A 25,442-nucleotide genomic window follows, 5' to 3' on the forward strand; every position below is an offset into this window, starting at 1 on the left:
TCTGGTCGTACGCCGTGAACGTCGCCCCGCCCTTCTCCGCCAGCACCTTCGTGATCGCCGCCGTCAGCGACGTCTTGCCATGGTCCACGTGACCAATCGTGCCAATGTTGCAGTGCGGCTTCGTCCGCTCAAACTTCGCCTTCGCCATTCCTTGGAAACCTTAATCCGTTCGCGGTTGGGACCAGAGGATCCCGGATGGAGCGGGTGAAGGGAATCGAACCCTCGTATTCAGCTTGGAAGGCTGCTGCTCTACCATTGAGCTACACCCGCCCGTGGCCCGGGACGCGCCATGTCCTTGACCGTGACCACGAAGCCAGGCGGGCTTTGGTGGAGGGGGCTGGATTCGAACCAGCGTACGCTATGCGGGCAGATTTACAGTCTGCTGCCTTTAACCACTCGGCCACCCCTCCACAGGGCTTCGCCGCACGGCTCGGCGAATGGCGGGGCGGAATATCGACATCCCGGCGCGGAAGTCAAGCATGCGCGTTGCGAAAATCGTCATCTTGACCTCGCCCGGTCAACAGAGCAGAGGTCGGCGATGACCCGCACGCCCCAGAACCGCCCGCCCCGCGCCCCCCACGCCGCCGGCCGCCCCGGCCCGCGCAGCCCCGATTCCCGCGGCCCGCGCCCGCCCGGCGGCGGCCGCCCGCCGGCCGGACGGCCGCCGGCGCGCGAGCCCGACCGCTACCTCTACGGCGTGCACGCCGCGGTGGCCGCGGTGCTGAATCCGGAGCGCGTGATTACCCGGGTGCAGTGCACGGAGGCCGGCCTCGCGAATCTGTCCGAGGCGCTGGCCGAGGCCGCCCAGGCCGGCCTCTCCCGCCCCGAGCCGGAGATCGTGCCACGCGAGCTGATGGACCGGTTCCTGAAGGGGGCGGTGCATCAGGGCATCGCGCTCGAGGTCAAGCCGCTGGAGGCCCCGGACATCGACGACATCGGCCGCCAGGCCTCGCTGCGCGAGCCCGGCGCGGCCGGGCGCAGCATCGTGGTGGTGCTGGACCAGGTGACCGACCCGCACAACATCGGCGCCATCCTGCGCTCCGCCGCCGCCTTCGGGGCGCTGGCGGTGGTGGTCACCGACCGGCACGCGCCGGAGGTCACCGGGGTGATGGCCAAGACGGCGTCGGGCGCGGTCGAGCATGTGCCGCTGGTTCGGGTGAAGAACCTGGCCCGCGCCCTCGAATCGCTCGGGCAATGGGGCTTCCGCCGGATCGGCCTGGCCGAGCAGGGCGACGCTACTCTGGCCGAGGCGATGCAGGACGACAAGGTGGCGCTGGTGCTGGGGGCCGAGGGCGAAGGCTTGCGTCACCTGACGCGCGAGACCTGCGACGTGCTGGCCCGGCTGCCGACCCAGGGTCCGATCGCCAGCCTGAACGTCTCCAACGCCGCCGCGATCGCGCTCTACGAGGCGGCGCGGGGGAGGTGAAACGGGCGGAGCAAAAATGGGGCGGACCGATGGACGAACTCATCCTGGCCGAGATCCGGCGCCGGATCTCGGTGAAGATCACGGATCTTGGTGGCTACGCGGCGGCCCGATTGCAACCGGCCGATCCGACCGACGTCGCCGGTGACGAAAGACAGCTTGGCTTCGCTTCCGCCGCTGCTGAAGCGCATATACACGGAGATCGGGAACGGAGGCTTCGGGCCTGGCTACGGGTTGATCGGCCTGACGAACGGCGTACCGGACGACACCGGCAAGACCGGGCCTGCCATTTACAAGCAACTCCGTGACGGCGATCCCGAAGATCCCCACTGGAAATGGCCGGAAGGGCTCCTGCCGATCTGCAATTGGGGATGCGCCATCCTGTCGTGTGTCGACTGTGCGGATCCGGACTTCCGCATGCGGATTTTCGATCCCAATGAACATCGCGACGATGATTGGGCCGACGCTTTTTTCGAGGAATCCCCGAGTTTCCGAGAGTGGATCAGGGCGTGGGCGTCAGGCGTGAAGTTATGGACGTTGATGTACGGCGAAGACGGGCACATCACCCGACTTCTGGCCGCCCGAAACCCGATCACTTGAGTCCTATGCACGCCCCCAAGCGTGGCTGCGCCACGCGAAGCCCGCAAGGGCGAGGCGTGGTGGGCCCGGCTGGATTCGAACCAGCGACAACACCGTTATGAGCGGCGGGTTCTAACCACTGAACTACAGGCCCGTCGGCGCCTCTTCTAGCAAGCGGCGCCTGTGCGGGGAAGACGGTTGCGGCGCCCGGCGCGGACCGGCCGGGCGCCGCGATCCGGTTACTGCGCCTTCTGACCGCCGCCCATCATCTGCCTGATGATGCCGACGATGACCATCAGGATGCCGCCGCCGACGCCGCCGCCGACGATCTGGCCGATGATCGAGCCGATGTCGAGGCTGCCGCTGGCGGCCGCCGCGGAGAGGGCGGGCACGATCGCGGTCAGGATCTGGCCGCCGATGCCGCCGCCGATGATGCCGGCGATGGAGTTGCCGACCGTCCCGAGGCTGTACTGCTTGAGCGCGGCGCCGGCCACGTTGCCGCCGACCGCACCTGCCACGAGCCGGATGATCAGTGTCACGATGTCCATAGGATCCCCCTTCCGATCCATGGAGCGCCGTCGGGCGGTGCGGCGCATGAAGCAACCGATTCGCCGAATCATCGGCACCGCATAAATTAAAGATGCGCCTCGCCCCGTTTCGCCTCAAGAGATATTTGGACGTGGACTTCGGAAACTGCCACGCGTGTGAAGAAGCCGCCGCGTCATCGGTGGGCCTGTTCGGCGATTCTATTGGCTGATCTACGGCCGCTACACGGAGTCACGGAGATCGTTTCGGGACCGACGAGGCGCACCCAGGCACCGAGCGGACGGACCCAGGCCGGATCGGCCAGCCGGACAAATTACGCAGCAATATCGATAATCAATAAATAACACATGCTAATTGGATTGATATTTCCGTCTCCGCTCAGAATCCTTGTTCAATAGACGCCAACCGGAGACCACCGCATGCGCCGCCTTCTCGGACCCCTCATCGCCGCCGCTACGCTGCTCGCCGTCCCGGCCCAGGCCGAGACCACGACGCTGCGGATCGCGCAGCAATTCGGCATCTCCTACCTGCCGCTGATCGTGGCCAAGCAGCAGAAGCTGATCGAGGCCGCGGCGACCGAGGCCGGGCTGACGCCGCCGACGATCGAGTGGATCCAGGTCAGCGGCGGCGCGGCGATGAACGAGGCGCTGCTGTCCGGCAGCCTGGACGTAGCCGCGGCCGGGGCACCGCCAGCCATCACGCTATGGGCCAAGACCCGCGGCTCGATCGACGTCAAGGGCATCGCCTCGCTGGGGTCGATGCCGATCTACCTGACCACCACCAACCCGCAGGTGAAGACGCTGGCGGACCTCACCGACAGGGATCGGATCGCCCTGCCGGCGGTGAAGGTCGGGTTCCAGGCGGTGGTGCTGCAGATGGCGGCCGCCCAGGCCTTCGGCGCGGACCAGGCAACGAAGCTGGACGACCTGACCGTCAGCATGTCGCATCCGGATGCGACCGCGGCCCTCTTATCCGGCGGGTCCGAGGTCACCGCCAATTTCGGCGCCCCGCCGTTCCAGAACCAGCAGCTGCAGGACCCGAAGATCCACAAGGTGCTGAGCAGCTTCGACGTGCTGGGCGGCCCGCACACCTTCAACGTGATCTACGCGACCGGCGCCTTCTATGCCGAGAACCCGAAGACCGTGGCGGCGATCGTCACCGCGCTGGACCGGGCCGACCGGTTCATCAAGGACCACCCCGCCGAGGCGGCGAAGCTGTACATAGCGGCCGACTCCTCGAAGCTGCCTGAAGCCTTCGTCGAGGCGCTGATCACCGCGCCCGACACGCGCTACACCGTGGCGCCCGAAAACATCCTGAAATTCGTCGATTTCCAGCACCGCATCGGTCAGATCGCGACCACCACGGCGGATTGGCGCGACCTGTTCTTCCCGCCGCTGCACGACCGGCAGGGCAGCTGAGATGGCGGCCCCAGCCCTCACCCTCGCTCCCGAGACGGCCAAGGCGCCGACGCTGCGGCTGGAGGGCGTCACCCTGTCCTATGTCGCCGACGGCCGCAGGGTGACGGCGGTCGAGGACGTGACGCTGGACATCCGCCGGGGCGAGCGGCTGGTGCTGCTGGGCCCGTCCGGCTGCGGCAAGTCGAGCCTGCTGAAGAGCATCGCCGGGTTCCTGCCGCCCGCCGCCGGCCGGGTGTTGCTGGACGGGCGGCCGGTGTCGCGGCCCGGACCGGACCGGATGATGGTGCTGCAGGATTTCGAGCAGCTGCTGCCCTGGCTGACGGTGCGGCGCAACCTCGTCGCAGCCCTCTCCTGGGCCAGGCGCACGCGGCGGGCCGAGGCCGAGGCGGCGGCCGACGACATGCTGCGGCGCGTCGGCCTGGCCCGCGTCGCCGACCAGTATCCGAACACCCTGTCGGGCGGCATGAAGCAGCGCGTCGCCATCGCCCGCGCCCTGGCGCTGCGGCCCGAGGTGCTGCTGATGGACGAGCCCTTCGCCGCGCTCGACGCCATGACCCGGCGCCGGATGCAGGAGGAGCTGCTGGCGCTGTGCGAGGCGACCGGGGTCACCACCCTCTTCGTCACCCATGCGATCGACGAGGCGATCGTGATCGGCAGCCGGATCGTGGTGCTGACCGCGCATCCCGGCCGTATCCGCGCCGTGCTCGACCTGCCGGGCGGCCGCGGCCCGGACCGGGGCGACCCGGCCTTCGCCGCGCTGGAGGCCCGGATCGGCGGGCTGATCGCCGACCAGATCGGGGCGACGGAGGACAGCGATGGTTGACTATCAGGGCCCGCTGCAGGCCGGGTCGCCGCTGCGCCCGGCCAAGACCGAGGCGCCCGCGCAGCGATGGATCGGTACCGGCTCCTGGCGCCGGCTGCTGATCCTGGCCGCGCTGGCAGCGGTGTGGGAGGCGGCGGCGCGCCTGATCGGCAGCCCGCTGCTGCTGCCGGGCTTCCTGACCACCCTGTCCGCCTTCGGTGAGGGCCTGGCCAGCGGCGAGCTGCCGCTGCGCACCCTGGCCTCGCTGCAGGTGCTGGTGGCGGGCTACGCCATCGGCGTGGCCGCGGCGGCGCTTCTCGCCGGGCTGGCCACGGCCAGCCGCCTGGGTGCGGAACTCCTGTCGACCCTGACCGCGATGTTCAACCCGCTGCCGGCGATCGCGCTGCTGCCGATCGCGCTCCTATGGTTCGGCCTGGGCACGCCCAGCCTCCTCTTCGTCATCGTCCATTCGGTGCTGTGGCCGCTGGCGCTGGCCGCCCATTCCGGCTTCCGCGCCGTGCCGCGGCCGCTGGCGATGGTCGGGCAGAATCTCGGCCTCGGCGGCCTCGCCTATGTCGCCCGCATCCTGGTGCCGGCCGCCTTCCCGGCGATCCTGGCCGGGCTCAAGATCGGCTGGGCCTTCGCCTGGCGCACCCTGATCGCGGCCGAGCTGGTGTTCGGCGTCTCCTCCCGCTCCGGCGGGCTCGGCTGGTTCATCTACGTCAACCGCAACCAGCTGGAGACGGCGAATGTCTTCGCCGGCCTGCTCGCCATCATCCTGATCGGCCTCTTGGTCGAAAGCCTCTTGTTCCGAACCCTGTCCCGGCTCACCGTCGAGCGCTGGGGCACGCAGCACGCCTGAGACAGACAGAACGGAAACGCCGCCATGTCCGCTTTCACCACTCGTCCCCTGTCCGACCTGCTCGGTGTCGAGATCACCGGGCTCGACCTCGCCACCGCGCCGGACGAGGCCACCTTCGCCCGGGTCAAGACACTGTTCGAGGTGCATTCCCTGGTGGTGTTCCGCGACCAGCGGATCACGCCGCAGCAGCACATCGACTTCAGCCGCCGCTTCGGCGAGCTGGAGATCCATGTGCAGCACCATTTCCACCTGGCCGGCCACCCGGAGATCCTGATCGTCTCGAACGAGATGCGGGACGGCAAGCCGATCGGCCTCGCCGATGCCGGGCGCTATTGGCATTCCGACCTGTCCTACAAGGCGGAGCCGAGCCTGGGATCCCTGCTGCATGCCCAGACCCTGCCGCCGGTCGAGGGCGACACGCTGTTCGTCAGCATGGCCGCCGCCTACGACGCGCTGGACGGCGAGACCAAGGTGCAGATCGAGACCCTGACCGCGGTGCACGACTACAGCGCCCGCAACGTGGCGCAGCAGGCCAAGAGCTCGCTGCGGCCCGGTTTGACCGCGGAGCAGGCCAGGACCGTGCCGCCGGTGACGCATCCGGTGGTGCGGATCCACCCGGCGACCGGCCGTAAGGCGCTGTTCGTGAACGAGGGATTCACCACCCATATCGTCGAGCTGGAACGGCCGAAGAGCGACGCGCTGTTGCGCCGGCTGTTCGAGCACATGATCCAGCCGCGCTTCCAATACCGGCACCGCTGGCAGCCGCACGACCTGGTGTTCTGGGACAACCGGGCGACAATTCATCTCGCCACAGGCTGCCCGCCGCATCTGGCCCGCACCCTCTACCGCACCACGGTAAAGGGCGACCGCCCGATCGGTCCGCGCGACCGGGCGGCGGCGTAAGGTCTATGCGTCAGCCCTCCAACCGGGCGTATGCCGCGGCCGTGACCTTGGCGCCCTGGCGGTACAGGGCGTCGAGGGCGCGCGTTACCGCAGCGCGGAACTGCGGGTTGGCGGGCAGGTCGTCGCCGAACACGGCGCGGACGCCGAGCAGTGCCGGCGCCAGCCGGTCGGCGACCGGCCCGGCCTCGCGTGCGATCGCGGCGAAGTCGGCGGCCAGCGGATCGCGGACGTCGATCGGCTTCCCGGCCTCGTCCGTGCCGGCGACATAGCGCATCCAGGCGGCGACGCCGAGCGCGTGACGGTCGACCGGCAGGCCGCGGGCCAGCCGGTCGCGGATGGTGCCAAGCAGGCGCTGCGGCAGCTTCTGCGACCCATCCATGGCGATCTGCCAGGTGCGGTGCTTCAGCGCCGTGTTGCGGAAACGGTCGATCAGCGAGCGCTTGTAGCCCTCGACATCGGCGCCGGGCGGCAGGGTCAGGGTCGGGGTGGAATCGGCCATCAGCGCCGCGACGAAGGCGGCGATGCCCGGCTCCGCCATCGCCACCGCCACCGTCTCGCAGCCGGAGAGATAGCCGAGATAGGCGAGCGAGGAGTGGCTGCCGTTGAGCAGCCGCAGCTTCATCGTCTCATAGGGTGCGACCTCCGAGACCAGCGTCGCCCCCGCCGCCTCCCAGGCCGGGCGGCCGGACAGGAAGCGATCCTCGATCACCCATTGCAGGAAGGGCTCGGTGACGATCGGCCAGGCATCCTGGACCCCGAGCGCCGCCGCGATCCGCGCCCGGTCCTCGTCGGTCGTGGCCGGCACGATGCGGTCGACCATGGTCTCGGGGCAGGCGATCTCGCCCTCGACATAGGCGCCGAGGTCGGGCGAGACCAGCGCGGCGAAGCGCGACAGGATGCGGTGCAGGGTGCGGCCATTGGCCGGCAGGTTGTCGCAGCACAGCGGGGTGAAGGGCTTCAGCCCCTCCGCCCGGCGGCGGGCGATCGCCCGGGCCAGGATGCCGATGGCGGAGCGCGGCGCCTCGGGATGGGCGAGGTCGTGGACGATGTCGGGATGGCTCTCGTCCAGCCGGCCGGTGGCCGGGTCGTGGCAGTAGCCCTTCTCGGTCACGGTCAGGCTGACGATCGCGACCGAGGGCCGGCACAGCGCCTCGAGCAGCGCCGCCGGGTTCTCCGGCCCCACCAGCACGTCACGGACGGAGCCGATGACACGCAGCGCCTCGCCATCGCTGTCGCGCACCGACAGGGTGTAGAGCCCGTCCTGCGGCACCAGCGCGTCGCGCGTGTCCGGGCTGCGCAGGCTGGCGCCGAGGATGCCCCAGCGCAGGTCGCCCGCCAGCACATCATCGGTGCAGACCGCCTGATGGGCCCGGTGGAAGGCGCCGATGCCGAGATGGACGATGCCGGTGGCCACGGCGGCGCGATCGTAGCGCGGCTGCACGACCGAGGCGGGTAGGCCTGCCAAGGCCGCTGTCGAGAGCCGGCGCGAAGAGGCCATGGTCATGAGCCGCGTCCCCGACGGCCCGAAAGCGGATGATCACAGAGCATCGACGGCGCCTCTCCCTTTCTGGAATGTCCTGCGGTAGCGCCGATCGACGCTGGTGACAACCTCCTGAATCCGGGCGCCATCCTAGTATGGCAGTTTGGAGCGCGGCAACCGCAGGGAGCCTATGAAAATCGTCATTGTGAGGGCGAAGCCTGCGAAGCAATCCAAGCTGGTGCCGCTGGACCGCTTCGCTACCCTCGCAATGACGATGAAGTCATGACCAGGCGGCACCAAAAGCAAAACGGGCGGCCCAAAGGGCCGCCCGTTCCGGGACCAAACTACCGGTCCGCTCAGGTGTCGAGGAAGCTGCGCAGCTTCCGGCTGCGGCTCGGGTGCTTCAGCTTGCGCAGCGCCTTCGCCTCGATCTGGCGGATGCGCTCGCGCGTCACCGAGAACTGCTGGCCGACCTCCTCCAGCGTGTGGTCGGTGTTCATGCCGATGCCGAAGCGCATGCGCAGCACCCGCTCCTCGCGCGGCGTCAGCGAGGCCAGGACTCGCGTGGTGGTCTCGCGCAGATTGGCCTGGATCGCGGCGTCGAGCGGCTGGACCGCGTTCTTGTCCTCGATGAAGTCGCCGAGATGGCTGTCCTCCTCGTCGCCGATCGGCGTCTCGAGGCTGATCGGCTCCTTGGCGATCTTCAGGACCTTGCGCACCTTCTCCAGCGGCATCAGCAGGCGCTCGGCCAGCTCCTCCGGGGTCGGCTCGCGGCCGATCTCGTGCAGCATCTGCCGGCTGGTGCGGACCAGCTTGTTGATCGTCTCGATCATGTGCACCGGGATGCGGATGGTCCGCGCCTGGTCGGCGATCGAGCGGGTGATCGCCTGCCGGATCCACCAGGTGGCGTAGGTCGAGAACTTGTAGCCGCGGCGGTACTCGAACTTGTCGACCGCCTTCATCAGCCCGATGTTGCCCTCCTGGATCAGGTCCAGGAACTGCAGCCCGCGGTTGGTGTACTTCTTGGCGATCGAGATCACCAGGCGGAGATTGGCCTCGACCATCTCCTTCTTGGCCCGGCTCGCCTCCTTCTCGCCCTTCTGCACGGTCGAGACGATGCGGCGGTACTCCGAGATCGGCAGGCCGACCTCGTCCGAGATCTGGCTGATCTGGGTGCGCACCCTCTGGGCTGCGGTGCCGTTCTTCTCGGCGAACTTGGCCCACTTCCTGTCGAGACCGCGCACCCGCTCGATCCAGTTCGGGTCGAGCTCGTGGCCGAAATAGTTCTCGAGGAAGGCCTCGCGGCTGACCCCGGCGTCGGCGACCAGGCGCAGAAGCTGGCCCTCCAGGCCCATCAGCTTGCGGTTCTGGGCATAGAGCTGCTCGACGAGCTGTTCGATGCGGACATTGTTGAGGTGCACGCCTTCCATCAGGCGGACCATGTCCTCCTTCAGCTTGTCGTATTTCGCATCGGCCTGCTTGGAGATCGCCTCGCCCTTCTGGATATGGGTCAGGCGCTGCTCCTGCAGCTTGTGCATCTTCTGGTAGGTCTGCTCGATCGCCTCGAAGGTCTCGAGCACCTTCGGCTTCAGCGCCTCCTCCATGGCGGAGAGGGAGATGCCGCCGTCGTCATCCTCGCCCGCGCCGCCGGCCGCGGCCTCGCCTTCGCCCTCCGACTCGGCCTCGTCCTCGGCCTCGCTCTCACCCTCGCTCATCGCCAGCGCCTCGCCCTCCGGGCTGGCGCCGTAGGTGGCGTCGAGGTCAATGATGTCGCGCAGCAGCATCTTCCCGTCCTTCAGGGCGGAATGCCACTCGATCATCGCGCGGATGGTCAGCGGGCTCTCGCAGATGCCGCCGATCATCATCTCCCGGCCGGCCTCGATGCGCTTGGCGATGGCGATCTCGCCCTCGCGCGACAGCAGCTCGACCGAGCCCATCTCGCGCAGATACATGCGCACCGGGTCGTCGGTGCGGCCGACATCGTCGTCGTCCAGGTTGCCGGCCGCGCGGCCCTCGCCGTCGCTGTCGGCCGCGGCCGCGGCGTCGTCCGTTTCCTCGTTCTCGACGACGTTGATGCCCATCTCCGACAGGTTCGAGGTCACGTCCTCGATCTGCTCAGAGGAGGTCAGATCCGGCGGCAGGGCGGCGTTCAGCTCGTCGATCGTGACGTAGCCGCGCTCCTTGCCCTTGGCGATCAGCTTCTTCACCGCCTGGACGGTCACGTCCATCATCGCGCCATCCGCGCTGTCCTCGCGCGTCTCGGCCGAGTCCGCCGCCGTCACTGTCTTGGTTGCCATCTGCACCCGTGCCCCTTCACCCGCCGCCGTCGGGAGTGACCCGAAGTTGGCTCTCATACCTAAGCTTCCGCGCGCAAGGAAGGGGCACGACTCGGAACCGGTCATGCCTCCTGCCGCGACGCGGCGTCCATTCGATCCCTGCGGGCGGGTCAGAACCCACCCGGCACCGCCTGCCGACGCTCGATCTCCTGCTGCAGCCCGCGCCAGCGTTCCAGCGCGGCCGCCGTGCCTTGCCTGGCCATATCGCGCGCCGCATCCGCGAGCTCGCGCCTGAGAGCGCGCAGTTCGAGATGCCCCATGACCATGGCCCAGCCGGCACGCGCCTCCTCGGGCGGCGCTTCCGGCCGGGTGAAGGGCCATTTCCTGCGAATGCGGTCGACCAAGGCCGGCGGCAGTCCATCGGCTTCGGGAACAGTCAGGTAGGTCCGAGTCGGCTGCGAATCAAGTCCGTCCGATTCGCGGCCATGCGAATCACCGAGTCGCGCCAGCAGCGACTGACGCAGCGAATCGAGGCCCGGATCGGCGATCTCGATCATGGCGAAGGCCTCGCCGACGTCCTCGCCCAGCTCAGGATGGGCGGCGAGAAGGCACAGGAGGACGCAGATGGCCAGCCGATCGTCCTGTTCGTCGCGAATCGATTGCGGCTTCGGCCCGGCCGGCGCCGGCGGCTTGCCCGGCCGCCAGTCCCCGCCCTGCCGGCGCGGCCGGGCAGGAAAGGCTTCCTCGAACCGGGCCCGCAGCTCGGCGAGGTACTGGGCCTGCACCGCAGGATCGGCGATGCGCCGGGCCTGGGCCTCGACGCCGGCGCGCAAACCCGCCCGCCCTTCCGGCGTGTCCAGCCGGTGCATCGTGGTCTGCCGGTCGTACAGCACTCGGACGAGCGGCAGGGCGCCCTGCAGCACCGCCTGCATCGCCGCGCCGCCGCCGGAGCCGCGGATCAGGCTGTCCGGGTCCTCGCCCTGCGGCAGGAAGGCGATCCGGGCGGAATGATCCGGCCGCAGCTGCGGCAGGATCCGGTCCATCGCCCGCCAGGCAGCGCGCCGCCCGGCCTCGTCGCCGTCGAAGCACAGCACCGGCACCGGCGCCATCTTCCACAGCTCGACGATCTGCTCCTCGGTCAGGGCGGTGCCGAGCGGCGCCACCGCCGCCTCGAAGCCGGCCCGGACCAGCGCGATCACGTCCATATAGCCTTCCGCCACGATCACGGTCTGGCCCTGCGACGCCGCCTGGCGCGCCCGTGACAGGCCATACAGCAGCTTGCCTTTGTGGAACAGAGGGTTGTCCGGGCTGTTCAGGTATTTCGGCCCGTCCCCCTCCATGATCCGGCCGCCGAAGGCGACGGTGCGGCCCCGCCGGTCGGCCACAGGGAAGATCACCCGGTTGCGGAAGAAGGAGTAGAGGTCGCGCCCGTCCTCCGGCCGGCGGGCCAGCCCGACCTCCTCGATCATCGCGTCCTGGAAGCCCTGGCCGCGCAGATGCTTGATCAGCCTGCCCCCATCGCTGGGGGCGAAGCCGAGACGGAAGCGGGAGATCGTGTCGTTGTCGAGGCCGCGGCCCCTGAGGTAGTCGCGGGCCGCCCGGCCGCCGGCACCGCGCAGCTCGGCCTCGAAGAAGGCGCAGGCCGACTCGACCACGTCGTACAGGGTCTTCTGCCGCTCGAACCGAGCGCGGTCCTCGGGCTTGGTCTTCGGCATCTCCAGCCCCGCCTGGGCCGACAGCATCTCCACCGTCTCCATGAAGGACAGGCGGTCGTGCTGCATGACGAAGCTGATGACGTCGCCATGGGCGCCGCAGCCGAAGCAGTGGAAGAAGCCCTTCTGGTCGTTGACCGTGAAGCTCGGCGTCTTCTCCTTGTGGAACGGGCAGCAGGCCTTGTACTCGCCCTTGGTGCTGCGCTGCAGCGGCACCCGCTTGCCGACCACGTCGGAGACCTGGAGGCGGGAGCGCAGCTCGTCGAGGAAGCCGGGAGGAAGGGACATGCAGGGGTTCTAGCGGGCGGGACCGCTCTAGCCTAACGCGATTCCCGCTCCGCAGGTCAGCGGTTCTCTATAGACGGGCCCTCCCTCAGCCCAGCTGCGCCTTCACCGCGGCCGAGACCTTGGAGAAGTCCATCCGGCCGGCATAGCGCGACTTCAGCTCGGCCATCACCCGGCCCATGTCCTTCATGCCGGCGGCGCCGAGTTCCTTGATCACCGCGCCGATCGCCGCCGCAGTCTCGGCCTCGTCCATCGCCTTCGGCAGGAAGCGCTCGATCACCGCGATCTCGCCCTGCTCCTTGTCGACCAGGTCCTGCCGGCCGCCCTGCTGGTAGAGGCCGATGCTCTCGCGCCGCTGCTTCACCATGCCCTGCAGCATGGACAGGATCTCCTCGTCCGGGATGCCGTCCGTGTTGCCCTTGGCGCGGGCGTCGATGTCCTTGGTCTTGAGCGCGGCGATGATCATCCGCACGGTCGAGAGCGTGCGCTCGTCCTTGGCCTTCATCGCCTCTTTCAGCGTGTCGGTGAACTGGGCGCGCAGCATGATCGGATCCTCCTGACAGAAGCGGCGCGAATGTCGGCCATTCGGCCGATATAGGCAAGAGAAGGGGCGGCCATTCCGCCGACGCGGGCAAGAGGGGCTGGAATCTTGTCACTGTCCGTGCTTTATGCCTGGAAATTCATACCCCCGAGGTTGCCATGACCCACACCGCTCCGCCTCCCGGCGCCACTGCGGCGCTCGTGCTCGCCGACGGCACGGTGTTGTGGGGCCGAGGCATCGGGGCCACCGGCCGCGCCATCGGCGAGGTCTGCTTCAACACCTCGATGACCGGCTACCAGGAGATCATGACCGATCCGTCCTATGCCGGGCAGATCGTCACCTTCACCTTCCCGCATATCGGCAATGTCGGCGCCAATCCGGAGGACATCGAGACCGGGACCACGGCGGCGCGCGGCCTGGTGCTGCGCGACGACATCACCGAGCCGTCGAACTGGCGCGCCACCCGCGACTTCGACGACTGGCTGCAATCCTTCGGCCTGATCGGCATCGCCGGGGTCGACACCCGCGCCCTGACCCGCCGCATCCGCGACGCCGGCGCCCCGACCGGGGTGGTGATCCACGCGCCCGACGGCGGCTTCGACATCGGCGCCGCCCTGGCCGAGGCCCAGGCCTGGCCGGGGCTCGAGGGCATGGACCTGGCCAAGGAGGTGTCCTGCACCCAGACCTATCGCTGGAGCGAGACGCGCTGGGCGCACGGCACCGGCTACGGCACGCTGGAGACGCCGAAGCGCAAGGTCGTCGCGATCGATTTCGGCGCCAAGCGCAACATCCTGCGCTGCCTGGCTTCGACCGGCTGCGACGTCACCGTGGTGCCGGCGTCGGCGACGGCCGAGGACGTGCTGGGTCACAGTCCCGACGGGATCTTCCTGGCCAACGGCCCGGGCGACCCGGCGGCGACCGGCACCTATGCCGTGCCCATGATCAAGGCCCTGCTCGACACCGGGCTGCCGATGTTCGGCATCTGCCTCGGCCACCAGATGCTGGCCCTGGCGCTGGGCGGGCGCACCGGCAAGATGGCGCGCGGCCATCGCGGCGCCAACCATCCGGTCAAGGACCTGACCACCGGCAAGGTCGAGATCACCAGCCAGAACCACGGTTTCCAGGTCCTGCCGGAAAGCCTGCCGGAGACGGTCGAGGTGACCCATGTCAGCCTGTTCGACGGCTCGAATGAGGGGCTGCGGCTGAAGGACCGGCCGGTGTTCTCGGTGCAGTACCATCCCGAGGCCAGCCCGGGGCCGCAGGACAGCCACTACCTGTTCCAGCGCTTCGTCGACCTGATCGACGCGCAAAAGCGCTGATGCCGGAGCGCGAGCCGCCGCGCCTGCTCGGCCCCAGGGTCGCCCTGACCCTGGCCGGACCGGCCGACGGCGCGGCGCTGGCCGCCTTCCACGACCGGGAATGGGACCAACTCGGCCCCTGGATGCCGCCACGCAGTGCGGCCTGGCGGACCGAGGCCTATTGGCGCCGCTGGGGCGCGGACGCGGTGGAGCTGTTCCTCGAGGACCGCGCCGTGCGCCTGGTGCTGCGCCTGCCCGACCGGCCGGAGGCCGGCATTATCGGGCAGCTGAACCTGAACATGCTGACGCGTGGCGCGTTCCAGGCCGCGACGCTGGGCTACCACCTGGCCGCGGCGCAGCAGGGTCAGGGGCTGATGTGCGAGGCGCTGGAACTGGCGATCGCCTATGCCTTCGGCCCCTTGGGCCTGCACCGGCTGATGGCCAACCACCTGCCGGAGAACGCGCGCAGCGCCGCCCTGTTGCAGCGGCTGGGCTTCGTCCGCGAAGGCTATGCCAAGGACTATCTGTTCATCGGCGGGGCCTGGCGTGACCATGTGCTGACCGCCCTGATCAACCCCGATCCGGTCGATCCGCCGGCCGGGTAGGCCCGGAACCCGCCTCCCCCGCCCGCCGTTGCCTTGGCGAGGGCCGGCCCGCTCCGCGGCCGGCGCGCACCGCAGCCAGGAGGCGACATGTCGGACGACCGTCCTCCGCCGACGATCAACACCACCGAGGCCCGGCAGGGCGAGGCCCGCGGCCGCATGCGCTGGGTGCTGCACCTGTCGCTCGGCCTGGCGATCGTGGTCCTCGGCGCCCTGCTGCTCGGATGGGTGTTCTGACCGGATACACAAGAAGGGCGGCCGCGAGGCCGCCCCAGTCTCCCTAGCCTGCCTTCGTTCTACAGCCAATAGGGCGGCACGCGGTAATAGTCATGCACCTGCCGCGCCCATTCCCGATCATCCCAATCGAAACGGTCGCCGGACTCGTCGGCCGGGGCGCCGCGCAGCTGGTCTTCGGTCACGTCCAGCTCATAGGCGTCGAGCGCCTCGTTGTAGGTCAGCATCGACCACGGCAGGGCGTAATAGTCCTCGCCGATGCCGAGAAAGCCGCCGAAGGTCATGACCGCATAGGCGACGCGGCCGGTCCGCTTGTCGATCATCACCCGCTGGATGGTGCCGATCCGGTCGCCGTTCGGCCGCCGCACCGGGGTGTTCTCGACCTTGTCACTGGCGATCAGCCGTTCGGTCTCGCGGGTGCGAAGATCCCGGTCTGCCTGGGCCTGCATGTCGCTCTCCCACGATTGTGGTCCCAGCCAGGCAATGGCGCGACCGGCCCCCCGGTTCCCGGAACCGGAGCGGATGGCCGGCGATTGACCAGGGAGACCGCTGTCCCCCGGACATGCGAGGCCGTGACGATGAGTGATCCCAAGAAGCCGCCGCCGGACCCGACAAAACCGCCGATCCCCAATCCGAGGCCGGACACGCCACCCGACCAGCCGGGCCAGCCGCCGCCGGAGGTGCCGCCCGAGGTACCACCGGAAGGTCCGCCCCCTCCCCTGCCGGATCCGGTTCGGATGGATGATACATAAAAAGGGGCCGGCACCCATGGATGCCGGCCCCATCATTCTCCGACCGCCGTACGCGATCAGTAGCGCCAGTACCAGTAGGGACGACGCCAGCCATGGTCGCGCCAGCGCCAGTCGCGATGCTGCCAGTACCGGCGGTCGTGGCGCCAGTGGTCGCGATACCAATCCCGGCGGTCGCGGCGCCAGTCGCGATAGTCGCGCCGCCATTCGCGGCGGTCGCGGCGCCAATCGCGGCGGTCGCGCCAGTCCACCTTGGTGTTGAGCGACGTGTCCCCCTGGCCATGCCAGACCGCCGGCGTCGCCGCGGGGGCAGGCGCCCGGTCCTGGGCGAGAGCGGCGCCGGAGGCGCCGACAAGGAGCAGAGCCGCCGAAGCGGCCATGAGAACACGCTTCATACGAGACAACATGGGGGTGGTCCCTCTTCCATCAACCGGCGATGCGCCCTGGGGAACAGCCGGCCTCCCACACTTCACGCCCTACCCCGAAGATTCCGTCGCCGCCCTGGGCAGTCAGCACAAGCAACCGCCAACAAACCAAGCCACGACGCCGTCGAATTCCTTTTAAGACACGAAGATATCACAAAGAAGACAAAATCTGAATTCGCAACTGATTGCAACCGATCATCGAAGATCAATTATCAGTATAGAGGCAGGATAGCCGGATACCGACGTCCTTGGCGGCCGGGCTTTCGAATCCGCAGCGATCGAAGGGAACGGAGTAGCGCGCCCGGCTGTCAGAGGATGGCGAGCGGCATCTTCCGCCGCGGCGGCGGGAAGGCCTGGTCCAGCGCCGCCAGGTCGGCCTCATCGAGAACCAGGTCCAGCGCCCGGCGATGGTCGCGCAGGCGCTCGACCCGGCTGGATTTCGGGATGGCGACGACGCCCTGCCGGCTCAGCAGCCAGGCCAGCGCCACCGTGGCCGGCGCCACGCCGTGCCGCCGGGCGATGTCGCCGAGGACGGGATTGCCGAGCAGCCGGCCCTGGCCGAGCGGCGAATAGGCCATCACCGGCAGGCCGCGTTGCTGGCACCAGGGCAAGAGGTCCCATTCGATGCCGCGCGCCGACAGGCTGTAGCAGACCTGGTTCGTCGCGGTGCGGCCGCCGGCCGCCTCGCCGACCCATGTCTTCATGTCGTCGAGATCGAAGTTGCTGACGCCCCAGTCGACCACCTTGCCATCGGCCCGCAGCCGCTCGAAAGCCTCGATCGTCTCGGCATAGGGCACTCGGCCCTGCCAGTGCAGCAGATAGAGGTCGATGCGGTCGATGCCGAGCCGGCGCAGGCTGCGCTCACAGGCTTCGATCGCGGCGGTGCGGCCGGCATTGTGCGGATAGACCTTGCTGACCAGGAAGACCTCGTCGCGGCGGCCGCGGACCGCCTGGCCCGCCACCTCCTCGGCCCCGCCCTCGCCATACATCTCGGCGGTGTCGATCAGGGTCAGGCCGAGATCGAGCCCGGCGGCCAGCGCCGCCGCCTCCTCCTTCGCCCGGCGCCGGTCCTCGCCCATGCCCCAGGTCCCCTGCCCCAGGATCGGCATGGCGGCGCCGGACGGCAGCGCCACGGTGGTCTCGCCGGCCGGCCGGCGGCGCAGGCTCGCCCCGTCTGTGCTGGTCATCCGATCCTCCTATTCCGCGATCGCCACCCGATCCTGCGGCACCGCACCGGCGGCGGCCAGCGTCCAGATCGCCAGCGCTTCCTGCCGGCCACGGATCTCCGCCTGCCCGGCCGGGCCGAAATCGTCCAGCACCTCGCGCGGGCAGCCTTCGCGGCCGGCCTGGGAGACCGCGGCGTCGCTGGCCACCACCCGGGCGGCGAGGCGGCGGCTCAGCCGCTCCAGCCGGCTGGCGACGTTGACCGTATCGCCGACCACGCCGAATTCGAGGCGCCGCTCGTCTCCGATATTGCCCATCACCACCAGGCCGTAATGCAGGCCGATGCCGACCTCGACCGGCGAGGCGCCGCGCCGTCGCCGCTTCTCGTTCCAGCGTTCGACCTCCGCGCACATCGCCCGGGCGCAGCACAGCGCATTGCTGGCGTCGCGCGGGCCTGGCTGCGGCGTGCCGAAGGTCGCCATGACGCAGTCGCCGATATATTTGTCGATCGTGCCCTCATGGGCGAAGACCTGCTCGGCCATCCGGCGGTGGAAGCTGCGCAGCAGCGCCACCACTCGTTCCGGCGCCAGCCCCTCGGCCTGGCCAGAGAAGCCGACGATGTCGACGAACAGGATCACCGCCGGCTGGCGCTGGATCTCGCCGAAGGGCGTGGCCGAGCCAGCGAGACGGCCGACCAGGTTGGGCGAGAAGTAGCGCGACAGCGCCGCCTTGGCCGCCTCCATCCGCGCCACCCGCGCGACCAGCCGGCGCGACCGCCACACCGCCAGCGCCAGGACCACCGTCATCAGCATCAGGACGACGGTCTGGATCATCCACAGCGTGCTGCTGACGGCGTGCGGATCGAGCGACAGCGCGATGCGCTTGGCGCCGGAGTTCGGGCCGTCGACCACGTCGGCGGCGCTGGTGACGATGCTGTCCGGCCGCGTCGCCAGCCAGGCGAAGCCGAGCGACCAGGACACTGTCAGTGCGCTGCCGACCAGCAGCACCAGCTTCGGCGAATAGCTCAGCGCCACGCCGCACAGGAACAGCAGCAGGAACAGGAAGTTCGGGATGCGCTGGGTGAACTGGACCGGCACATCGGAGCCGAACAGCGGGTTCGGCGCCACCATCAGGAAGGTCAGCAGCACGGCGTCGAGCACCAGGAAGGCGCCGACGCCCCAGACGCCGATGCGGCCGCGGCGCTGCAGCAGATATGGGATCAGGCCGAGCACGAGGAAAACGGCCATCAGGCCGAGATAGGCCACCGACCGCTCCACCGGGATCCACAGCACGACATAGAGCGCCAGCAGCGCCAGCACCAGGGCGCGGCCGTAGAAGACGTAGGACAGGCCGTCCCGCTCCTCCCGCTCCATGGCCCCCCGAATGCCAACGGGCGTCGCCTGCGCCGGTTTCGCCATGCCGCCCTCCAGCCCCGATGATGCGGTGGAAATGGGGCGTCTGGTCCGCTTTCGCCAGGGTTCGGATGACATCAGGTCGCCCCAGCCCTGCGCCACGCGGTCGCCCCGGGGCTTTCCCCGCGCGCGTTCCTTCCTTATAAGAGCGCGCTCCTTCGGGAGCGTGCCCCCCGTACCCAGCAGGCCGCCCCCAATGCCCAAGCGCACCGACATCCGCTCGATCTGCATCATCGGCGCCGGACCAATCGTCATCGGCCAGGCCTGCGAGTTCGACTATTCCGGCGCCCAGGCCTGCAAGGCGCTGAAGCAGGAGGGCTATCGCGTCATCCTGATCAACTCCAACCCGGCGACGATCATGACCGATCCGGAGCTGGCGGACGCGACCTATATCGAGCCGATCACGCCGGAGATCGTGGCCCGCATCCTGGAGGCGGAGAAGCCGGACGCCCTGCTGCCCACCATGGGCGGGCAGACGGCGCTGAACACCGCCATGGCGCTGGCCGAGGACGGCACGCTTGACCGGCTGGGGATCGAGCTGATCGGGGCCAAGCGCGAGAGCATCGAGAAGGCCGAGGACCGCGCCAAGTTCCGCGAGGCGATGGACGCGATCGGGCTGGAATCGCCGAAGAGCGCCGTCGTCCACTCCCTGGACGAGGCTCTGCAGGCGCTGCCGAATGTCGGGCTGCCGGCGATCATTCGCCCGTCCTTCACCCTCGGCGGCACCGGCGGCGGCATCGCCTACAACCGGGTCGAGTTCGAGGAGATCGTCCGCTCCGGCCTCGCCGCCAGCCCGACGCGCGAGGTGCTGATCGAGGAATCGGTCCTCGGCTGGAAGGAATACGAGATGGAGGTGGTCCGCGACCGGGCGGACAACTGCATCATCATCTGCTCGATCGAAAACGTCGATCCGATGGGCATCCACACCGGCGACAGCGTCACCGTCGCCCCGGCCCTGACGCTGACCGATAAGGAATACCAGCGGATGCGCGACGCCTCGATCGCTGTGCTGCGCGCGATCGGCGTCGACACCGGCGGGTCGAACGTGCAGTTCGCGGTCGACCCCGAGACCGGCCGCATGGTCGTGATCGAGATGAACCCGCGGGTCAGCCGGTCCTCCGCCCTCGCCTCGAAGGCGACCGGCTTCCCGATCGCCAAGGTCGCGGCCAAGCTGGCGGTCGGCTACACGCTCGACGAGCTGGCCAACGACATCACCAAGGTCACGCCGGCCAGCTTCGAGCCGACGATCGACTATGTCGTCGTCAAGATGCCGCGCTTCACCTTCGAGAAATTCCCGGGCGCCGAGCCGACCCTGACCACCAGCATGAAATCGGTGGGCGAGGCGATGTCGATCGGCCGCAGCTTCCCCGAAGCGCTGCAGAAGGCGCTGCGGTCGATGGAGACCGGGCTGACCGGCCTGGACGAGATCGAGATCCCGGGCGTCGCCATGGATGCGCCGGACCCGCAGGTCATCCGCGCCGCCCTGTCCCGCCCGACCCATGACCGCCTGCTCGTCATCGCCCAGGCCATGCGCCTCGGCCTAGGGGTCGAGGAGATCCGGGCCGCCTGCAAGTTCGACCCCTGGTTCCTGCGCGAGATCGAGCGGATCGTCGCGGCGGAGGAGGAGGTGCGGCGCTACGGCCTGCCCGAGGATGCCCAGGGCTTCGCCCGGCTGAAGCGGCTCGGCTTCTCCGACGCGCGGCTGGCGAAGCTGGCGGGGGTCAGCGAGGCGGAGGCCGCCGCGGCCCGCCGGGAGCTGGGGGTGACGCCGGTCTACAAGCGCATCGACACCTGCGCCGCCGAGTTCGCTTCGGCGACGCCCTACATGTACTCGACCCACGAGGCCGGCTTCGACGAAGGCGAGTGCGAATCCGACCCGACCGACCGCGAGAAGATTGTCATCCTCGGCGGCGGCCCGAACCGGATCGGCCAGGGCATCGAGTTCGACTATTGCTGCGTCCACGCCGCCTACGCGCTGAAGGAGGCCGGCTACGAGACCATCATGGTCAATTGCAACCCGGAGACGGTGTCGACCGACTACGACACCTCGGACCGGCTGTATTTCGAGCCGCTGACCGCCGAGGACGTGATCGAGCTGATCCGGGTCGAGCAGGAGCGCGGCACGGTCAAGGGCGTGATCGTCCAGTTCGGCGGCCAGACGCCCTTGAAGCTAGCGCACGATCTGCAGGCCGCGGGCATCCCGATCCTCGGCTCGCCGCTCGACGCGATCGATCTGGCCGAGGACCGCGAGCGCTTCCGCGACCTCCTGGACCGGCTGGGCCTGCGCCAGCCGAAGAGCGGCATCGCCCGCTCCGCCGAGGAGGCGGAGGCGATCGCCCAGGAGGTCGGCTTCCCCTGCTTGATGCGCCCGTCCTACGTGCTGGGCGGCCGGGCGATGGAGATCGTCTACGACCTGCAGGGGCTGCGCCGCTACATCACCACCGCGGTCAAGGTCTCCGGCCGCAACCCGGTGCTGATCGACCGCTACCTGCAGGACGCGATCGAGGTTGATGTCGACGCGGTGCGCGACGGCGATCAGGTCTATGTCGCCGGCATCATGGAGCATATCGAGGAGGCCGGGATCCATTCCGGCGACAGCGCCTGCGCCCTGCCGCCCTATTCCCTGCCCGCCTTCGTGGTGCGCGAGATCGAGCGCCAGACCCGGATGCTGGCCGACGGGCTCGGCGTCATCGGCCTGATGAACACCCAGTACGCGGTCAAGGACAACGAGGTCTACGTCATCGAGGTCAATCCGCGCGCCAGCCGCACCGTGCCTTTCGTGGCCAAGGCGACCGGCACGCCGATCGCCAAGATCGCGGCCCGGGTGATGGCCGGCGAGAAGCTGGCCGACTTCACCCTGACCGGTCCGACCCCGCCCTACACCGCGGTGAAGGAAGCGGTGTTCCCGTTCAACCGCTTCCCCGGCGTCGACGTGATCCTGGGGCCGGAGATGAAGTCGACCGGCGAGGTCATGGGCCTGGACCGGGACTTCGGCCGCGCCTTCGCCAAGAGCCAGCTCGGCGCCAACCAGAAGGTGCCGCTGTCCGGCACGGTCTTCATCTCGGTCAAGGACCGCGACAAGCCGGCGATCCTCCCGATCGCCCGCCGCATCGCCGAGCTGGGCTTCGAGATCCTGGCCTCGACCGGCACCGCCAAGGCTTTGGAGCAAGGCGGCCTCAAGGTCCGGCGCATCAACAAGGTGATGGAAGGCCAGCCGCACATCGTCGACGCCATCCTGAACGGCGAGGTGCAGCTGGTGTTCAACACCACCGACGGAGCCCAGACGGTGCGCGACAGCTTCGGCTTGCGCCGCGCCGCGCTGGTCAATAACATCCCCTACTCGACGACCGTGGCCGGGGCGCGCGCGACCGTGGAGGCGATCGCCGCGCTGAAGGCCGGGGCGCTTGAAGTCGCCCCGCTGCAATCCTACCTAGGTTCGGCGCGGTAGCACCGGGGGAAGGGATACGAGCAGGTCTGGAAGGCCGGCGTCCTGGACGCCGGGGGTACCGCTTTTTGGCTTTTTGGGACTGGAGCGCGATGGAAAAGGTGCCGATGACCGCGGCGGGGTACAACCGGCTGCAGGAAGAGTTGAAGCATCTGAAGAGCGTGGCGCGGCCCGAGGTGATCAAGGCGATCGCGGAGGCGCGCGAGCATGGTGACCTGTCCGAAAATGCGGAATACCACGCGGCGCGCGAGCGCCAGAGCTTCATCGAAGGCCGGGTGATGGAGCTGGAGGACCGGATCAGCCGGGCCGAGATCATCGACACCTCGAAGCTGTCCGGCGACACCATCAAGTTCGGCGCCACCGTGACGCTGGCGGACGAGGACACCGAGGAAGAGATCACCTACCAGATCGTCGGCCAGGACGAATCCGACATCAAGGAAGGCCGCCTGTCGATCACCGCCCCGCTGGCGCGCTCGCTGATCGGCAAGGCCGAGGGCGATCAGGTCGAGGTCACCACCCCCGGCGGCTCCAAGAGCTACGAGATCGTCACGGTCCAGTTCGTCTGATCGCCGACCTTCCCGGTTCGGCGACGGCCCCGCTCCGGCGGGGCCGTTTCGTTTCTGCGCGGCGACAGATCGCCACGTCCCCCTGCCCTCTCCATCCCGCGGCGCCAACGTGACGGTCGATCTCAGTCAGCGACTCCGAGGGATTCCCGGGAGCCCGCCATGCGAGAGAGGCACCACATTGATGACAGACCGACCTGGGACTGGTTCCCCCCGGCTTTCTACAAGCTTCTCGTCGGTTGTCTGGTCTGGTTCCTGGTGGCGGCGATCGGCTTCGGCGTCGGCGGGTATCTCGGCCTGGCGCTCGCCGTCGCCGCGGTGTTCTCGACCATCGTCGGCCTGCTCGGCTTCGGCGCGCTCAGGATCGCCCGCCGCGACTCGCCGGGGCAGGAACTGCCGCCGCGGCATTTCCTGAACGGGCGGTTCCGCAGCCACACCGAGACCACTGCTTCGCGCGCCGCGCTGGTCATGGCGCTGCTGCCGATCGCGTCCGTGGCGATCGGCCTGACCCTGTTCGCGATCATCTGGATGGCCGTCGGCTGAACACGAGTATGTTGGGTTCGCAGCGCGAACCCAACATTCCGTCGCCCAACCTACGACCTGATCCCAGCGGGAACGGCCGATCGAACCGCTGCTACTGGTGAGCCGTTGCAATCGCCGAAAGATCCGACGCGGCGTCGCGCTCCGGGCCGGCTGTCTCTTTGCGCTCGGAGTAGCGGTCGGTCAGGGTCGAGACATGGGGACGCAGCAGGACGGTGAAGCGGACGAGCTCCTCGACGACGTCGACGATCCGCTCGTAGTAGCTCGATGGTCGCATCCGCCCCACTTCGTCGAACTCCTGGAACGCTTTCGGAACGCTCGACTGGTTGGGGATGGTGAACATCCGCATCCAGCGCCCCAGGAGCCTGAGCGTGTTCACGGCATTGAACGACTGCGATCCGCCGCAAACCTGCATGACGGCCAGCGTTCGACCTTGGGTCGGTCGCATACCGCCGAGGTTCAACGGCAGATGATCGATTTGTGCCTTCATGACCCCGGTGATCTGGCCGTGGCGCTCCGGGCTGCACCAGATCTGGCCCTCCGACCACATCGACAGCTCTCGGAGCTCGTGCACCGCCGGATGATCATCAGCCTTGACCTGATCGGGCAGTGGCAGGTCCGAGGGATCGAAGATTCGTGGCTCCGCCCCAAAGTACCGCAGCAGACGGGCGGCCTCCTCGATGACGAGACGCGAATAGGACCGCTCCCGCAGCGATCCATAAAGAAGCAGGATGCGCGGCGGATGCCGCACCCCGTCGACCAAGCCCCTCGCCGGGCGTCGCAAGGCGAAGCGGCTGTCGATCGCGGGCAGAACATCGGGATCGGGAAGCGTGCGAAGTCTCATGCGCGTTCAGCCGTCGATGAAGGATTGAGAGATTGGGCATCGCGGCGAATGTTGGGTTCGCTCGCCGCGAACCTGATCTGCGATTTGCCCCCCACGGCCCGCGTCCCGCGGGTTGCCACTCCCGCCCTTCGCCTGATCTCCAGGAAGACCAGCGCGGCCAGGCCGCCGAGGCCGGCCACCAGCCACAGCGCCGCCGGGGCTCCGAGCCGGTCCAGCACGGCGGCGAACAGGAAGGGCGCCAGCGCGGAGACGATGTGGACGATGCTGGAGATCCAGCCGAGCCGCTCCGCATAGCCGGACCGTCCGAACAGCGCCAGCGGCACTGTACCGCGGACGATGCTGTTCAGCCCGGATCCCAGCCCGAACAGGACCGCGAAGCCGATCGCCGCCACCAGGGCGGGCGCGCCGAGCAGCAACAGGCCGAGCGCCAGCGGCGGCAGGCCGGCGGCGATGATCGCCAAGCCGACCGGGCTGGCGCGGCGGCCGGCCGTCATGGTCAGGAACCGGCTCAGCACCTGTGCCGGCCCGAAGAGGCTGCCGACCAACAGGCCGGCGCCCAGGCCGAGCGCCCCGAGCAGCGGGACCATATGCACCAGCACGGCCGAGGAGACGAAGCCGCCGAGCGAGAAGCCGGTCATGGTCAGTATCAGCAGGGCGCGCTGGTCCTGGCGCCGGCCTTCATCCTCAGGAACCGCGGCGACGCCAGCCAGATGTGCCGCCGGGCCGGCCAACCGGGCCAGGCTGCGGAGCCAGAGATGGACGGGCAGGCACAGGAGAAGGTGCAGCGCGGCGAAAACGAGATACACCTCGCGCCAAGTGAAGTGGTCCTGCATCGCCGCCGTGAGGGGCCAGAACAGGGTCGAGGCGAAGCCCGCGATCAGGGTCAGATGGGTGATGCTGCGCCGGGCGCCGAAGCCGGCGACCTGGACCAGCGCCGGGAAGGCCACCTCGTAGAGGACGAAGGACGACGCCAGTTGGATCGCGATCAGTCCGAGGGAGAAGCCGATCGGCCCGGGGGCAAGAGCACAGCCGATCAGGGCGAAAGCTGACGCCACCGATCCGAACGCCATGACCCGGCCGGCGCCGTGGCGATCGACCCAGCGGCCGCAGCGCGGGCCGATCAGCGCCCCGACCAGAAGCGCTCCCGAGAACGCGCCATAGACACCGTCCTGCGACCAGCCGATATCGGCGGCCATCCCGGCGGCCAGGATGCTGAAGCTGTAGTACAGCGTGCCGTATCCGATGATCTGTGTCAGCCCGAGCCCGGCCACGACGCCGAGGAGGCGCCGCTCAGAGATTGGGCCGGCCGCGCCGGTCGCCCCCGCCATGATCAGCTCTC

The 25,442-nt window shown here is 69.0% G+C and carries 24 protein-coding genes and 3 tRNA genes; 12 read left to right on the forward strand and 15 right to left on the reverse strand.

Going from position 1 to position 25,442, the window contains the following annotated elements; genetic code table 11:
* The 3 genes from KXR53_RS28580 to KXR53_RS28590 all read right to left on the reverse strand — a co-directional run.
* Nucleotides 1-148: GTP-binding protein (locus tag KXR53_RS28580; RefSeq protein ID WP_437362413.1), on the reverse strand; the 148-nt coding region annotated here is incomplete at its 3' end.
* Nucleotides 149-196: 48 nt separating this feature from the next.
* Nucleotides 197-270: transfer RNA gene (locus KXR53_RS28585), tRNA-Gly, on the reverse strand.
* Nucleotides 271-325: 55 nt separating this feature from the next.
* A tRNA-Tyr gene (locus KXR53_RS28590) sits at nt 326-410 on the reverse strand.
* 128 nt (nt 411-538) lie between these two features.
* Between KXR53_RS28590 and rlmB the strand changes: the two genes are divergently transcribed.
* Together rlmB and KXR53_RS28600 are read left to right on the forward strand one after the other, a co-directional pair.
* On the forward strand, nt 539-1,426 hold the full coding sequence (gene rlmB / locus KXR53_RS28595) for a 23S rRNA (guanosine(2251)-2'-O)-methyltransferase RlmB (protein ID WP_437378700.1): 888 nt from the start codon (nt 539-541) through the stop codon (nt 1,424-1,426).
* Nucleotides 1,427-1,567: 141 nt separating this feature from the next.
* Nucleotides 1,568-2,023, forward strand: a complete 456-nt coding sequence (locus KXR53_RS28600) for an SMI1/KNR4 family protein (protein WP_437378701.1) — start codon at nt 1,568-1,570, stop codon at nt 2,021-2,023.
* A 57-nt stretch (nt 2,024-2,080) separates the two neighbouring features.
* Here the strand turns inward: KXR53_RS28600 and KXR53_RS28605 are convergent.
* Nucleotides 2,081-2,156 (reverse strand) — tRNA-Ile (locus tag KXR53_RS28605).
* A gap of 85 nt (nt 2,157-2,241) precedes the next feature.
* On the reverse strand, nt 2,242-2,598 hold the full coding sequence (locus tag KXR53_RS28610; protein WP_437378702.1) for a hypothetical protein: 357 nt from the start codon (nt 2,596-2,598) through the stop codon (nt 2,242-2,244).
* A gap of 369 nt (nt 2,599-2,967) precedes the next feature.
* Between KXR53_RS28610 and KXR53_RS28615 the strand changes: the two genes are divergently transcribed.
* The 4 genes from KXR53_RS28615 to KXR53_RS28630 are packed head-to-tail and all read left to right on the forward strand — an operon-like array spanning nt 2,968 to nt 6,533.
* On the forward strand, nt 2,968-3,966 hold the full coding sequence (locus KXR53_RS28615; protein ID WP_437378703.1) for an ABC transporter substrate-binding protein: 999 nt from the start codon (nt 2,968-2,970) through the stop codon (nt 3,964-3,966).
* A gap of 1 nt (nt 3,967) precedes the next feature.
* Nucleotides 3,968-4,789 carry an ABC transporter ATP-binding protein gene (locus KXR53_RS28620; protein WP_437378704.1) on the forward strand — a complete coding sequence of 274 codons (822 nt, stop codon included), beginning with the start codon at nt 3,968-3,970 and terminating at the stop codon, nt 4,787-4,789.
* Nucleotides 4,782-5,630, forward strand: coding sequence for an ABC transporter permease (locus KXR53_RS28625; protein ID WP_437378705.1), 849 nt, complete (start codon nt 4,782-4,784; stop codon nt 5,628-5,630). Before KXR53_RS28620 ends, KXR53_RS28625 begins: the two co-directional genes overlap by 8 nt.
* A 24-nt stretch (nt 5,631-5,654) precedes the next feature.
* On the forward strand, nt 5,655-6,533 hold the full coding sequence (locus tag KXR53_RS28630; RefSeq protein ID WP_437378706.1) for a TauD/TfdA dioxygenase family protein: 879 nt from the start codon (nt 5,655-5,657) through the stop codon (nt 6,531-6,533).
* 10 nt (nt 6,534-6,543) lie between these two features.
* On the opposite strand, the gene KXR53_RS28635 is transcribed toward KXR53_RS28630, so the two are convergent.
* From KXR53_RS28635 to KXR53_RS28650, 4 genes are all read right to left on the reverse strand, one after another.
* Nucleotides 6,544-8,037 carry a mannitol dehydrogenase family protein gene (locus KXR53_RS28635; protein WP_437378707.1) on the reverse strand — a complete coding sequence of 498 codons (1,494 nt, stop codon included), beginning with the start codon at nt 8,035-8,037 and terminating at the stop codon, nt 6,544-6,546.
* 332 nt (nt 8,038-8,369) lie between these two features.
* Complete coding sequence (gene rpoD / locus KXR53_RS28640) at nt 8,370-10,310, reverse strand: RNA polymerase sigma factor RpoD (RefSeq protein WP_437378708.1); 1,941 nt, start codon at nt 10,308-10,310, stop codon at nt 8,370-8,372.
* Between the two features lie 149 nt (nt 10,311-10,459).
* Complete coding sequence (gene dnaG / locus KXR53_RS28645; protein WP_437378709.1) at nt 10,460-12,289, reverse strand: DNA primase; 1,830 nt, start codon at nt 12,287-12,289, stop codon at nt 10,460-10,462.
* 85 nt (nt 12,290-12,374) lie between these two features.
* Nucleotides 12,375-12,830 carry a GatB/YqeY domain-containing protein gene (locus KXR53_RS28650; protein WP_437378710.1) on the reverse strand — a complete coding sequence of 152 codons (456 nt, stop codon included), beginning with the start codon at nt 12,828-12,830 and terminating at the stop codon, nt 12,375-12,377.
* A gap of 155 nt (nt 12,831-12,985) precedes the next feature.
* Here KXR53_RS28650 and carA point away from each other — a divergent pair, with 155 nt between their 5' ends.
* The 3 genes from carA (at nt 12,986) to KXR53_RS28665 (ending at nt 14,964) form a co-directional block, all read left to right on the forward strand.
* The gene (carA, locus tag KXR53_RS28655; protein ID WP_437378711.1) at nt 12,986-14,146 is read left to right on the forward strand and encodes a glutamine-hydrolyzing carbamoyl-phosphate synthase small subunit; all 1,161 of its coding nucleotides are present in this window, start codon (nt 12,986-12,988) and stop codon (nt 14,144-14,146) included.
* Nucleotides 14,146-14,730 carry a GNAT family N-acetyltransferase gene (locus KXR53_RS28660; protein WP_437378712.1) on the forward strand — a complete coding sequence of 195 codons (585 nt, stop codon included), beginning with the start codon at nt 14,146-14,148 and terminating at the stop codon, nt 14,728-14,730. Before carA ends, KXR53_RS28660 begins: the two co-directional genes overlap by 1 nt.
* 87 nt (nt 14,731-14,817) lie before the next feature.
* Nucleotides 14,818-14,964 (forward strand): hypothetical protein, encoded by a 147-nt coding sequence (locus KXR53_RS28665; protein ID WP_437378713.1) that lies wholly within the window; start codon nt 14,818-14,820, stop codon nt 14,962-14,964.
* 59 nt (nt 14,965-15,023) lie between these two features.
* Here KXR53_RS28665 and KXR53_RS28670 read toward each other — a convergent pair whose 3' ends face one another.
* The 4 genes from KXR53_RS28670 to KXR53_RS28685 all read right to left on the reverse strand — a co-directional run bounded on the left by KXR53_RS28670 (nt 15,024) and on the right by KXR53_RS28685 (nt 18,717).
* Complete coding sequence (locus tag KXR53_RS28670; protein ID WP_437378714.1) at nt 15,024-15,410, reverse strand: PRC-barrel domain-containing protein; 387 nt, start codon at nt 15,408-15,410, stop codon at nt 15,024-15,026.
* 359 nt (nt 15,411-15,769) lie between these two features.
* Nucleotides 15,770-16,090: a hypothetical protein gene (locus KXR53_RS28675; protein WP_437378715.1), complete on the reverse strand. Its 321-nt coding sequence runs from the start codon at nt 16,088-16,090 to the stop codon at nt 15,770-15,772.
* A 353-nt stretch (nt 16,091-16,443) separates the two neighbouring features.
* Nucleotides 16,444-17,322: an aldo/keto reductase gene (locus KXR53_RS28680; RefSeq protein ID WP_437378716.1), complete on the reverse strand. Its 879-nt coding sequence runs from the start codon at nt 17,320-17,322 to the stop codon at nt 16,444-16,446.
* Nucleotides 17,323-17,331: 9 nt separating this feature from the next.
* Nucleotides 17,332-18,717, reverse strand: coding sequence for an adenylate/guanylate cyclase domain-containing protein (locus tag KXR53_RS28685; protein ID WP_437378717.1), 1,386 nt, complete (start codon nt 18,715-18,717; stop codon nt 17,332-17,334).
* A 190-nt stretch (nt 18,718-18,907) separates the two neighbouring features.
* Here KXR53_RS28685 and carB point away from each other — a divergent pair, with 190 nt between their 5' ends.
* From carB to KXR53_RS28700, 3 genes are all read left to right on the forward strand, one after another.
* Nucleotides 18,908-22,159 (forward strand): carbamoyl-phosphate synthase large subunit, encoded by a 3,252-nt coding sequence (carB, locus tag KXR53_RS28690; RefSeq protein ID WP_437378718.1) that lies wholly within the window; start codon nt 18,908-18,910, stop codon nt 22,157-22,159.
* Between the two features lie 89 nt (nt 22,160-22,248).
* Complete coding sequence (gene greA / locus KXR53_RS28695; protein WP_437378719.1) at nt 22,249-22,722, forward strand: transcription elongation factor GreA; 474 nt, start codon at nt 22,249-22,251, stop codon at nt 22,720-22,722.
* 159 nt (nt 22,723-22,881) lie between these two features.
* A complete protein-coding gene (locus KXR53_RS28700) occupies nt 22,882-23,262 on the forward strand; it encodes a hypothetical protein (protein ID WP_437378720.1) in 381 nt (126 codons plus the stop codon).
* Between the two features lie 91 nt (nt 23,263-23,353).
* On the opposite strand, the gene arsH is transcribed toward KXR53_RS28700, so the two are convergent.
* Nucleotides 23,354-24,103 carry an arsenical resistance protein ArsH gene (arsH, locus tag KXR53_RS28705; protein WP_437378721.1) on the reverse strand — a complete coding sequence of 250 codons (750 nt, stop codon included), beginning with the start codon at nt 24,101-24,103 and terminating at the stop codon, nt 23,354-23,356.
* The gene (gene arsK, locus KXR53_RS28710; protein ID WP_437378722.1) at nt 24,100-25,431 is read right to left on the reverse strand and encodes an arsenite efflux MFS transporter ArsK; all 1,332 of its coding nucleotides are present in this window, start codon (nt 25,429-25,431) and stop codon (nt 24,100-24,102) included. Before arsK ends, arsH begins: the two co-directional genes overlap by 4 nt.
* Nucleotides 25,432-25,442: the final 11 nt, after the last annotated feature.

The organism is Inquilinus limosus, assembly GCF_051487185.1.
GTDB classification, from domain to species: domain Bacteria; phylum Pseudomonadota; class Alphaproteobacteria; order DSM-16000; family Inquilinaceae; genus Inquilinus; species Inquilinus limosus_F.